11 protein-coding genes are annotated in these 12,040 nt (G+C 66.1%); 7 read left to right on the top strand and 4 right to left on the bottom strand.

Annotated elements, in window-relative coordinates:
• Nucleotides 1–197 precede the first annotated feature (197 nt).
• The 3 genes from QX039_RS02420 to fabD all read right to left on the bottom strand — a co-directional run bounded on the left by QX039_RS02420 (nt 198) and on the right by fabD (nt 2,604).
• On the bottom strand, nt 198–437 hold the full coding sequence (locus tag QX039_RS02420) for an acyl carrier protein (RefSeq protein ID WP_006610957.1): 240 nt from the start codon (nt 435–437) through the stop codon (nt 198–200).
• A gap of 436 nt (nt 438–873) precedes the next feature.
• Nucleotides 874–1,611 (bottom strand): 3-oxoacyl-[acyl-carrier-protein] reductase, encoded by a 738-nt coding sequence (gene fabG / locus QX039_RS02415; RefSeq protein WP_315739398.1) that lies wholly within the window; start codon nt 1,609–1,611, stop codon nt 874–876.
• A gap of 33 nt (nt 1,612–1,644) precedes the next feature.
• A complete protein-coding gene (fabD, locus tag QX039_RS02410; RefSeq protein ID WP_315739397.1) occupies nt 1,645–2,604 on the bottom strand; it encodes an ACP S-malonyltransferase in 960 nt (319 codons plus the stop codon).
• A 371-nt stretch (nt 2,605–2,975) separates the two neighbouring features.
• Between fabD and rpsF the strand changes: the two genes are divergently transcribed.
• The 4 genes from rpsF to rplI all read left to right on the top strand — a co-directional run bounded on the left by rpsF (nt 2,976) and on the right by rplI (nt 5,411).
• Nucleotides 2,976–3,440, top strand: coding sequence for a 30S ribosomal protein S6 (gene rpsF, locus QX039_RS02405; RefSeq protein ID WP_315739396.1), 465 nt, complete (start codon nt 2,976–2,978; stop codon nt 3,438–3,440).
• A 5-nt stretch (nt 3,441–3,445) separates the two neighbouring features.
• Complete coding sequence (gene rpsR, locus QX039_RS02400) at nt 3,446–3,685, top strand: 30S ribosomal protein S18 (protein WP_008963441.1); 240 nt, start codon at nt 3,446–3,448, stop codon at nt 3,683–3,685.
• Between the two features lie 132 nt (nt 3,686–3,817).
• Entirely contained in the window at nt 3,818–4,768 is a 951-nt protein-coding gene (locus tag QX039_RS02395) for a hypothetical protein (protein ID WP_315739394.1), read from the top strand.
• Between the two features lie 49 nt (nt 4,769–4,817).
• A complete protein-coding gene (gene rplI, locus QX039_RS02390) occupies nt 4,818–5,411 on the top strand; it encodes a 50S ribosomal protein L9 (RefSeq protein WP_315739393.1) in 594 nt (197 codons plus the stop codon).
• 61 nt (nt 5,412–5,472) lie between these two features.
• On the opposite strand, the gene QX039_RS02385 is transcribed toward rplI, so the two are convergent.
• On the bottom strand, nt 5,473–6,258 hold the full coding sequence (locus QX039_RS02385; RefSeq protein WP_315739392.1) for a hypothetical protein: 786 nt from the start codon (nt 6,256–6,258) through the stop codon (nt 5,473–5,475).
• A gap of 422 nt (nt 6,259–6,680) precedes the next feature.
• Between QX039_RS02385 and QX039_RS02380 the strand changes: the two genes are divergently transcribed.
• From QX039_RS02380 to alr, 3 genes are all read left to right on the top strand, one after another.
• The gene (locus tag QX039_RS02380; protein ID WP_315739391.1) at nt 6,681–7,931 is read left to right on the top strand and encodes a cyclopropane-fatty-acyl-phospholipid synthase family protein; all 1,251 of its coding nucleotides are present in this window, start codon (nt 6,681–6,683) and stop codon (nt 7,929–7,931) included.
• A gap of 641 nt (nt 7,932–8,572) precedes the next feature.
• A complete protein-coding gene (locus QX039_RS02375; protein WP_315739390.1) occupies nt 8,573–10,081 on the top strand; it encodes a replicative DNA helicase in 1,509 nt (502 codons plus the stop codon).
• Nucleotides 10,082–10,126: 45 nt separating this feature from the next.
• Nucleotides 10,127–11,317 (top strand): alanine racemase, encoded by a 1,191-nt coding sequence (gene alr / locus QX039_RS02370; RefSeq protein ID WP_315739389.1) that lies wholly within the window; start codon nt 10,127–10,129, stop codon nt 11,315–11,317.
• Nucleotides 11,318–12,040: the final 723 nt, after the last annotated feature.

The following is a 12,040-nucleotide window of genomic DNA, read 5'->3' as shown; positions in this document are numbered from 1 at the left end:
TGAGCGCTTGTGGATCGGCTGACTGCCGTCGCCGCACCTCGGGTCAATTGTTCGAGTAACACGTTCTGGCCAGGCAGCGCGTCCGAATCGTCCGTCGCCGGCCGCCAGATGACGGCTCATCGCGACGCCGCCAACAGCAAGAAACCGGTCGACCGCACAAGACGGATCGGCCGGTTTCGCGCAACTTCGCTAGAGCGTCAGCTCTTGGCGTTCTTCTCGAGGAACTTGGTGGCGTCGCCGACAGTCAGGATCGTCTCCGCGGCGTCGTCCGGAATCTCGCAACCGAACTCTTCCTCGAAGGCCATGACGAGCTCGACCGTGTCGAGGCTGTCAGCACCGAGGTCGTCAATGAAGCTCGCGTTGTCGACCACTTTCTCGGGCTCGACACCAAGGTGTTCGACCACGATCTTCTTAACCCGCTCGCCAATCTCACTCATCGTTCAACCTCGTGCTTGTTCCTTTAAGACCCGACCCCCGGATGATCCGCATCACCCCGGCCGCTAAACTTCCTTCGCGATCGCGCAAAACCAGATTTGCCCCGCAGCGCCCCTTTACCGAAATTTGGCGGACGACTTGCGGTCCGAAAACTTCGGAAACGGGGCCACTCACAAACTCCAATCCACACTCTCCATGAGGCCGGTACGCCTCCGATCCAGAGCGCTCAAACAGAAACCCGGATCAGCAGCACCAGTCGACGGAGGCCCGGCGAACGATGGTAGCTCGCCCCGCCAATATACAGGGTTTGGAAATCCTGCAATGGCGTTCTTCGTGCCCCCATCAGCCGCCCGGTTACCATACACGCGAATCATTGACCACACGGCCCGGTATGGTGGTCGCGACGTCTTTTCGCCGCATTCCGAGCCGCGGCAGAGCCTAGATCATGGCCATGCCGCCATTGACGTGGATGGTCTGGCCCGTGACATAGGCCGCCTCGTTTGAGGCGAGGTACACCGCAGCTGCAGCAATGTCCTCGGGCGTGCCCAACCGCGCCGCCGGCACCTTGGCGAGGATCGACTCGCGCTGCTTCTCGTTCAACGCGTCGGTCATCGGTGTCTTGATGAAGCCCGGGGCGATGCAGTTGGCGGTCACGCCGCGCTTGGCATATTCGGCACCGAGCGTCTTGATCATGCCGATGATGCCGGCCTTGGACGCCGTGTAATTGCCCTGCCCCGGATTGCCGGTGACGCCGACGATCGAGGTGATCGCGATGATGCGGCCGAAGCGCTTGCGCATCATCAGCTTGGTGGCGGCACGCGAGAGGCGGAATGTCGCGGTCAGGTTGACCTTGATCACTTCGTCCCAATCCTCGTCGCGCAGCTGCACGAACAGGTTGTCGCGGGTGATGCCGGCGTTGGCGACGAGAATGTCGACCTGCCCCATGGCCTGTTCGGCGGCCGGTACCAGCGCCTCGACCTCGGCCGTATCCGACAGATTGCAGGGCAGCACGTGCACGCGGCTGCCCAGCTCGCCCGCGAGGGTCTCGAGCACCTCGCGCCGGGTGCCGGAAACGGCCACGGTCGCTCCCTGGGCATGCAATGCCTTGGCGATCGCATTGCCGATGCCGCCGGTCGCGCCGGTGACCAGCGCGGTCCTGCCACTCAGATCGAACATCAAACTCTCCTCAATGCCGCTGCACGCAGCCCTTTACGACGTTTTGGCCGCGGCCAGCGCATCCTTGGCGGCCGCGATGTCCGCCGGCCCGCCGACGGCGACACCGACCGCACCGTCCGCGATCCGCTTGACCAGGCCGCTCAGCACCTTGCCGGCGCCGATTTCGAAAAACCGCGTCACGCCCTGGCTCGCCATGTAGGCGATCGATTCGCGCCAGCGCACCGTACCCGTGACCTGCTCGACCAGGCGACGGCGAATCTCGTCGGGATCACTGATCGGCGCCGCGAGCACGTTCGAGACCAGCGGCGCGGCTGGCGCCTTGATGGTGACCTTGGACAGCGCCTCCGCCATGACGTCCGCCGCCGGCTGCATGAGCTTGCAATGGAACGGCGCGGAGACCGGCAGCAGCATGGCGCGCTTGGCGCCCTTGCCGCGCGCGATCTCGACCGCGCGGTCGACGGCGGCCCTGTTGCCGGACACCACCACCTGCCCTCCGCCATTGTCGTTGGCGGCCTGGCAGACCTCGCCCTGGGCCGCCTCGTCGGCAACAGCCACGGCGGCCTCGTAATCCATCCCGAGCAGCGCGGCCATGGCGCCGACGCCCACCGGAACGGCCTTCTGCATGGCGAGACCGCGCGTCCGCAGCAGGCGGGCGGTGTCGGCGATGGTCAGGCTGCCGGCAGCCGCGAGTGCCGAATATTCGCCGAGGGAGTGGCCGGCGACGAAGGCCGCATCACGCCCGACCGAGAACCCCGCCTCGGCCTCCAGCACCCGCAAGGTTGCCATCGAAACCGCCATCAGGGCGGGCTGGGCGTTCTCGGTCAATTGCAGGGTTTCGGCCGGGCCTTCCCAGATGAGGGCGGTCAGCTTCTCGCTGAGGGCGGCGTCGACCTCCTCGAACACGGAGCGGGCGACCGGGAAGGCGTCCGCGAGCGCCTTGCCCATGCCGACGGCCTGGGACCCCTGCCCCGGAAAAGTGAATGCTGCCGTCATGGCCGCCCCCTGAACGTTCCAAAATCCCTGGAATTGAGTAGCTTTGGCCGGAAAGACACTGGCAAAGGCTGGGATGTCAAGCGCGTGACGGGCGCAATTCGACCACTTTCCCTTGCCTTGGCGCCGAAAATCGGTATAAGGCCCGCCATCCGTGGATCCCGAGCCGGGAGCTGAACGGACGGTCCCAGCAAATTAACCTTGCTCGATCCTGGGGATGTATCTCCTCCAGGATGTCCAGGCGACTTTGGTGGGGCAGGGCCAGTCGGCCCGTCGTCCCGTGTTCCCGCCTTCTGAGCTGACGTCTGCGAGTCCTTTCCACAAGGGCTCGAAGGGCTTGACGCCGGGATCTGCGCAACATGGAAAGGACAGCCATGCCTCTTTATGAGCATGTTTTTCTCGCGCGTCAGGACGCGAGCACCCAGCAGGTGGAAGAACTGACGGCCCAGATGACCGGCATCGTCGAAGGTCTCGGCGGCAAGATCACCAAGACCGAGAATTGGGGCGTTCGCTCCCTCACCTACCGCATGAACAAGAACCGCAAGGCGCACTTCGTGCTGCTCAACATCGACGCGCCTTCGGCGGCGATCGCCGAGATCGAGCGTCAGGAGCGGATCAGCGAGGACGTGATTCGTTACCTGAGCGTCCGCGTCGACGAGCTCGAGGAAGGTCCGTCGGCGATGATGCGCAAGGCCGATCGCGACCGTGAGCGCGACGACCGTGGCGGCGGCTTCCGTGGTGAGCGCGATGGCGGCGGTTTCCGCGGTGATCGTGGCGACCGTGGTGATCGCGGTCCCCCGCGCCGTCCCCGTGACGAAGAAACTGCGGACGAGGAGTAAGATCAATGGCTGAAGCCCCCGCACGTCGCCCGTTCTTCCGCCGCCGCAAGACCTGCCCGTTCTCCGGGCCGAACGCGCCGAAGATCGACTACAAGGACTCCAAGCTGCTGATGCGCTACGTGTCCGAGCGCGGCAAGATCGTGCCGAGCCGCATTACGGCCGTCTCGGCAAAGAAGCAGCGCGAGCTCGCGCGCGCCATCAAGCGCGCCCGCTTCCTCGGCCTGCTGCCCTACGTCATCCGCTGATTGCGGACCTCGGACCGGCGGCCCCGCGCCGCCGGCTCCTCTCGTTGAATTCTCATAAGGCTTCCGGGTCGTCCGGTCGCCGATGGTTGGGGCCATCACGCCTCTAACCGCTCGAAGGGAGCGGGACAGCTGATGATCGGAACGCTTCTCATCGCGCTCGCGGCAGGCGCTGCCTCCGCGGTCATGTTCGCCTCGACCGGGTCGGGCGTGATGACGGCGCTCGTGCTTGCGCTGCTCGCGCCCGTGCCGCTGCTGGTCGCCGCGATCGCCTGGGGCCGGCCTTGCGCTGTCATCGGCGGTCTCGTGGCAACCGCTTGCGTGCTGGCCATCTTCGGCTTCGATCGCGCTCTCGCCTTTGCCGTCTCCGTGACGCTGCCGGCCTGGTGGCTCGGCCACCTCGTCCTGCTCGGCCGTCCGACGACCAGCCCGTCCGGCCAGGATGGCATCGAATGGTATCCGCCCGGCCATATCCTGCTGTGGATCGCGGTGATCGCGGCGCTGATCGCCGCGTTCTCCTTCGGCACCGACATGACGGCCACCAATCAGGGTCTCAGGCGGCTGCTGTCGCGCGTGCTCGGCAATACCGTCACGTCGACCGACGCGGTCGACATTCCCCGGCTGATCGAGCTCTTGGTCTTCATGGCGCCGCCCATGGCCGCGGTGATCATGACCACGATCCTGTCGCTCAACGTTCTGGCAGCCGCAAAGATCACGGCGATCTCCGGCCGGCTGATGCGCCCATGGCCTCGCCTGCGTGACACCAAGCTGCCGCTGATGACGCTTCCGGCGCTGTTTGCGATCATCGCCTTCTGCTTCCCAGGCGGACTGATCGGCATGTTGGCGCGGATCGCCGCCGCAGCGCTGCTGACCGCCTATGCGCTGACCGGCTTCGCGGTCCTGCATACGCTGACCTTGCCGCTGCGCACCCGGCCGCTCTGGCTCGGCCTCGCCTACGCGCTGATGCTGACCTTCATCTGGCCGATCCCCATGCTGGCGATGATCGTCCTCGGCCTCGCCGACGCCGCCTTCGACCTCCGCCACCGTTTCGGCCCGCGGCAGCCGCCGCCTTTGCCGGTGCCGTAAAGGCTCAACCTCACACCAACCGCTTCCGAACATCACAAGGAGAACATCGATGGAAGTCATTCTGCTGGAACGTGTCGCCAAGCTCGGCCAGATGGGCGAGATCGTGAAGGTCAAGGACGGGTTCGCCCGCAACTTCCTGCTGAAGCGCAAGAAGGCGCTGCGGGCGACGGCCGAGAACAAGGCCAAGTACGAGGGCATGAAGGCCGATCTCGAGGCCAACAATATCAAGGCCAAGGGCGAGGCGGCCAAGGTCGCCGAGAAGATCGACGGCCGCGACATCGTCATCATCCGCCAAGCCTCCGAATCCGGCCAGCTGTTCGGCTCGGTCTCGGTGCGTGACATCGTCGCCGCGCTGGCCGCCGACGGCATCACCGTCAGCCGGCCGCAGGTCTGGCTCGACGCCCCGATCAAGACGATCGGCAAGCAGACGATCACCATCGCGATCCACCCGGAGGTCGAGACCTCGGTGACCGTGACGGTCGCCCGCAGCGCCGACGAGGCCGAGCGCATCAAGCGCGGCGAGGACATCTCGACCCGCCAGGAGGACCGCGACGCCGCCGCCGAAGCGATTGCCGCCGCCGGCGAGTTCTTCGATCCGGAGGCCCAGGACGAGGGCGCTGCCGGCGAGCCCGCGCAGCAGTAAGCGCGCTCAGCCCATTTGCGGAAAAGCCCGGCTCAACGAGCCGGGCTTTTTCATTGTCGTCTCACCGCGAGGGCGAGGACGGAACCGAGGGATCCGACGGCACCGACTGGGTCGTGGCCGGCGCCGGCGTCACCGGCGGGACCGGATCGGCCCGCAGCGCCGGGGCGGCGTCGCTCGATCTCGCCGGCTCGACCCGCGGCGGCTCGGAGCCGGCGGCGCTGTCCTCGCGCGACGGCGACGGCCGGGTCGCACCGGTCGGCTCGCCGCGCGTCTCCTCCGCAGCCGAGCCCTCCTGGGCCGGCTTCTTGCGCTTGCCGAGCCTGCCCTTCTTCGCGGGCGCGCTGCCCTCGCCATCGGCCGGCGCAGCGGTTGGATCCGCTGCCGCGTCGGGCTTCGCCTCGGCCGGCGCGGAGCGCTTGGAGTGATGACCCGAACGGCGGCGCGGCTCGCCTGGGCTGGCAGCAGCATCCGCGGCGGCTGGCTTCGCCTCCGACGGCTCGGTGGCGGCCGACCGAGCGCGGCGCTCGGACCGCGTCTCCTTGCCGTCCTTGGCCGAATGGCCCGTGTAGCGCGCATCCGCAGCGCCGTTCGCAATCAGGTAGTTGGCGAGCACGCCGGCCATCTCGGGGCTCGTCGTATAATGCTGGCGCAGAAACCCGGGCAGCGAGCCGGCCGAGGTGTTCTTGACCAGGCCGCGCGGCGACTTGTGGCAGACCACGCAGGTCCCGTTGTAGATCTGCGCAGGACTCTTGCCCGCATCGAGATTTTCCTGCGCAACGGCGGCCCCCGCAAAGCCCATGCAGAACACCGCCACCACCGTCGCCAAATTGAGCGCTCGGCCCACCATTCTCATTCTCCAGCTATGGTTTCGCCCACACGGCGCCGCCCCCGCGCGACATCCGCTGCCGTGTTTCCTCTCGCGATCAGCCGAACGTGACAGCGGACATTGCGGTCGCTCCACGCCCTCGATGGCGATTCCTTCAGACCTCGTCCGGCGGTCAGATGCCGGACACCGGCCAAAAGGCCGGCGGCCGCGGCCTTTTTAACGGATTGCGGAGCGAATGAAAGCGCACAGATGTTCCTGCGCTGAGATGTCCATCGATCAATGACATGACGGAATATCGGCGTTGTGTTCATGGCAGTGGCGTCGGCTTGTGCCCGCTGAGTAACATAACAAGGTGATGACAGGGAACCAATCGGTTCTCGATGCGTCGAGTGCGACGGCCGGGAAAGTCAACAACTCACGGGATGGCTCGTTGGGTGGTGTGGATGGACCGTTTGCTGCGAAGTCTGTTGAGTAGCTTCATTTGCCGTGGGTCGATCAGCTTTACGACCGCCAGCGGCACGACGTTCAGCTGCGGGGATGGAACCGGTGTTCCCGTGGCGGCACGATTCCTGACCCATGAAGCCGAGCGCCGGCTTCTGGCCAATCCCGAGCTCGCGCTCGGCGAGATCTATATGGACGGCTCGTTCGTGGTCGAACGGGGATCGATCGCGGATCTGCTGTCGATCGTGATGAGCCAGCCGGCCGTGGTGCCCGACTGGGCAAAACCGCAATGGTGGCTGCGCTACCTGGCCCGCCATCTGCGCCAGCTCAACGTCAGGGGACGCGCGCGCCGCAACGTCGCCCATCATTACGATCTCGACGGCCGGCTGTATTCGCTGTTCCTCGATGCCGACCGGCAATATTCCTGCGCCTATTTCGAGACGCCGGACGCGACGCTGGACGACGCCCAGCTCGCCAAGAAACGTCATCTCGCAGCCAAGCTGCTGATCGGCCGCCGCCATCGCATCCTCGACATCGGCTGCGGCTGGGGCGGGCTTGGACTTTACCTGGCTGAGATGTGTGATGCCGACGTGACCGGCGTGACGTTGTCGGCCGAGCAGTTGCAGGTCGCCGAAGCCCGCGCGGCCGAACGTAGCCTCTCCGCCTCCGCCCGCTTCCTGCTGCAGGATTATCGCGACGTGCCCGGCACCTTCGACCGCATCGTCTCGGTCGGCATGTTCGAGCATGTCGGGGTCGCCTTCTACGACACCTTCTTTCGCCGCTGCGCCGAGCTGCTCGCGGACGACGGCGTCATGCTGCTGCATTCGATCGGACGCTCCGGGGGGCCGGATGCGACCAATCCATGGATCGCCAAATACATCTTCCCCGGCGGTTACATCCCAGCCCTCTCGGAGGTGCTGCCGGCGATCGAGCGCGCCGGGCTGCTCGTCTGCGACATCGAGATCCTGCGGCTGCACTACGCGGAGACCCTGAAGGCGTGGCGCGAACGCTTCATGGCCCGGCGCGACGAGGCCGTGCAGCTCTATGACGAGCGCTTCGCGCGGATGTGGGAGTTCTACCTGGCGATATCGGAGATGGCGTTCCGCAAGCAGAACCTGATGAATGTCCAGATCCAGCTGACGAAGCGCCAGGGCATCGTGCCGATGACGCGCGACTACATTCCCCGTGAGGAGACGCGGCTGCGGGCGCGCGAGCGCGGCAGCCGTCCGGCGCTGCGGATGGCAGGGGAGTAGCGCGCGCGGCCCGGGACGACAGCGGAGGGCGGCGTCAGTGCGATGGTCTTGCAGAGACGGATGCCCGCATTCGCTCGGCAGCGCCCCGCCGGGCTCGGGTTCAATTTTGAGACGCGCGGTGGACAGGTTGCGTCTCGCGCGCGAGATCACGCCCATCCGACTCAAATTTTCAAACAAATCGTGCGGTCTGTGAACTGGCTCACAGACCCCGGGAAAGCCTGGCCGTAGTGTCCCCGCATGTCCCAGAGCCCCACCAGAGCCATGTTGGAACCGCAGACCGACTTCAGCACCGACTACGCGCTGATTGCCGCCGGCGTGGGTGCCTCCCTCCTCGCCCTCCTCTATCTGCTGCTGGTCTGACGTCCCGCGCGGATCCGCTGGCGGCCGTGGCGCGCATGGGCGTGCCGGCTCCCGTTCCCATATCGCAGAACTGTCGAACGATCGCGTTCCCTGATTGCAGCGGCGCGTCGCTCCCGCCTGCGCGGCGTTGAGTCCCGCCGGTTCCGTCAAGCGCGACATCTGGCGAGTCCGGATTCATCCACCAGATTTACCGGACGGTGAATAGCGCTCAGCTTTCGCTTCCGCTTCGCGCGCGACTGGCGCTTTATCCCCTCCCCTTCAAAGCTGCTAAACACGCGGTCATGGCACTCACCGATTCGAACGTTCACAAGCTGGCGCCGACTGACGCAGCAACGCCGGCCTATCGCAGCGCTCCTCACAACATCGAGGCGGAACAGGGTCTGCTCGGCGCGATCCTGGTCAACAACGACGCGTTCTATCGCGTGTCGGACTTCCTCGAGCCGAAGCATTTCTTCGAGCCGCTGCACCAGACCGTGTTCGAGACCGCGTCCAGCCTGATCCGGATGGGCAAGGTCGCGACGCCGGTGACCTTGAAGACGTTCCTGCCCGCCGACGTCGACATCGGCGGCATGACCGTCGGGCAGTATCTGGCGCGGCTCGCGGCCGAAGCGACCACGATCATCAACGCCCAGGACTATGGCCGCACCATCTACGACCTGTCGTTGCGCCGCGATCTGATCGGCATCGGCGAGGACATGGTCAACGTCGCCTATGACGCGCCGGTCGACTTCGCGCCGCGCAACCAGATCGAGGACGCCGAGCGCCGGCTGTACGAGCTCGCGGAGTCCGGCCGCTACGACGGCGGGTTCCAGAAATTCTCGCAAGCCCTGACGACCGCGCTCGACATGGCCGCCAAGGCGTTCCAGCGCGACGGCAAGCTGTCCGGCATCTCGACGGGCCTGCGCGATCTCGACGCCAAGATGGGCGGCCTGCAGCACTCCGACTTGATCATCCTCGCCGGCCGTCCCGGCATGGGCAAGACCTCGCTCGCGACCAACATCGCCTACAACGTCGCCCAGGCCTATGTGCCCGAATTGCAGCCCGACGGCACCTATCGGGCCGCCCAGGGCGGCGTGGTCGGGTTCTTCTCGTGCGAAATGAGCGGCGAGCAGCTCGCCACCCGTATCATCGCCGAGCGCAGCGGCATTCCGTCGAGCCACATCCGCCGCGGCGGCATCACCGAGGCCGATTTCGAGAAGCTGCGCGAATGCTCGATCGAGCTGCAGTCGCTGCCGTTCTATGTCGACGAGACCGGCGGCATCTCGATCGCCCAGGTGATGGCGCGCGCCCGCCGTCTGAAGCGCCAGAAGGGCCTCGACCTCCTGGTGATCGACTACATCCAGCTACTGTCGGGCTCGGGCAAGCGCGGCAACGACAACCGCGTGCAGGAAATCACCGAGATCACCACCAGCCTGAAGGCGCTGGCCAAGGAGCTCAGCGTTCCCATCATCGCGCTGTCGCAGCTGTCGCGTCAGGTCGAGAATCGCGAGGACAAGCGGCCGCAGCTGTCGGACCTGCGTGAATCCGGCTCGATCGAGCAGGACGCCGACGTGGTGCTGTTCGTGTATCGCGGCGAGTACTACCTCGCCGCCAAGGAGCCGCGCCCCGGCACCGAGGAGCACCAGAAGTGGCAGATGGAAATGGATCTGGCGCTCGGCAAGGCCGAGGTGATCATCGGCAAGCAGCGCCACGGTCCGACCGGCACGGTTGAATTGCACTTCGACGCCTCGGTCACGCGCTTCGGCGACCTCGCCCATGACGGCCTGCCGCCGCAGCATCACGACTATTGACCGTGTGCTGTTGAACCGGGACGCTGCACCGCGTAAAAGCGCGACATGAGCGTTCCCGATCTGAAACCCGCCGCTGATCAGCCCGCCCCCGGTCCTGAGGAGGTCCAGGTGCCCGCCAGCGCCACCGGCGTGCTGACGATCGATGTCGACGCGCTCGCCGCCAATTGGCGCAAGCTGGAAAAGACCGCGGTGCCGGCCGAATGCGCCGGCGTGATCAAGGCCGACGCCTATGGCTGCGGCATCCCGCAGGTGGCGCGCACGCTCGCGGCCGCCGGCTGCAAGACCTTCTTCGTCGCGACGCTCGCCGAGGCCAAGGTCGCCCGCGCGGCCCTGCCCGACACTGCCGCGCTCTACGTGCTCGACGGCTTCTTCCAGAACACCGGCGACGACTACGCTGCGATCAACTGCCGCCCGGTCATCGGCGAGCTCAACGAGCTCGCCGAATGGGACATCTTCTGCCGCCGCACTGGCTGGAAGGGCGGCGCCGCCGTCCATGTCGACACCGGCATGAACCGGCTCGGCCTCACCCCGATCGATGCGCAGGGCATGATCCCGCGCATCCAGAGCGGCGACCACGGCATCACGCTGGTCATGAGCCATCTGGCCTCCGCCGAGCAGATCAACAGCCCGTCGAACGCGCGCCAGCTCGCGACATTCCGCGAGGTCGCCAGCGTCTTCACCGGCGTGCCCGCCGCGCTTGCCGCCTCCTCCGGCATCTTCCTCGGCGCCTCGTTCCAGTTCGACATGGTCCGCCCGGGTGCAGCGCTCTACGGCGTCAACCCGACGCCGGAGGCCGACAATCCGATGCAGCCGGTGGCCGAGATAAGAGCGCGCATCGTGCAGTTGCGCGACCTCGCCCGTGGCGACACGGTCGGGTATGGCGGCACCTGGACGGCGCGCCGCCCGACAAAGATCGCGATCCTCTCCGCCGGCTATGCCGACGGCTATTTCCGCGCGGCGAGCTCCAACGACGGCACCCGCGGCGCCGACGTCATCATTGCCGGCCAACGCTGCCCGATCGCAGGGCGCATCTCGATGGACCTGATCGCGGTGGATGTCACCGACCTGCCGCCGAAGGCCGCCCGCCGCGGCCACTTCGCCACGCTGCTCGGCGAGGGCATCACGGTCGACGAGCTCGCGCATCATTTCGGCACCATCGGCTACGAAGTCCTGACCAATCTCGGCCGGCGCTATCATCGCATCTACAAGGGCGGCGCGGCGACAGCGGAAAGCTGATCGCGCGCAGCAACGCTCTCTGTCTGACGTGCACACAGCTGCTGCCACATCGTCATTGCGAGCGCAGCGAAGCAATCCAGAGTCCCGCACACCACCCTGGATTGCTTCGCTGCGCTCGCAATGACGGTGAACTGACATGAGCCATCGTTCTCGCGGCATGTAACGCCCGAGGCTTGCATCTCATTTCACCCTCTTCGAAAGACGAGGGCGCAGGGAATGCCGGGTGCTGGCCGCAACCCATGGCCCGCCTGCAGAAAAAAAGCAGGCGGCAGTCACCACAGGTCCAGCCGGTCAACCGGCATTCCCTGCGCGATGGCTTTACGTCTTATACGTACTCTCCCCGGGGATCGGCTGTCTTGCCCCCGTGACCGGCGGATCATCACCGCCGGCGTAGCATCAGCGTCGAGATGCCAGGACCATACGTTTTCGACGTGCGCCTCGTGCCGTTCGTCCGCATGACGTCAAGCCATGCTGCGACCCGAAGCGCCCACCGCATCCCGCCCCGCGTGTCATGACGATCGCGATACGCCCCTCGTGCCGAGGCGGGACGGAGGGAGTGAAGCATGATTTTCGGAAAAACGAAATGTAAATATTTTTCGCGGGAGGGCTGGACAGGGTGAGTCGCGTTGAGATCATTGAGGAAATCGATCATTTGACGCAGGCTCTCGTCTAGGTTTTCAACTCTCGTACGGACGCAGCCAGCCCCCGCTCTTCTAAGGCAAC

This window comes from Bradyrhizobium sp. SZCCHNR1043 (assembly GCF_032489675.1).
Lineage (GTDB): Bacteria > Pseudomonadota > Alphaproteobacteria > Rhizobiales > Xanthobacteraceae > Bradyrhizobium.
Note: the sequence above shows the minus strand (reverse complement) of the source record. Positions and strands in the feature narration are given on the sequence as shown.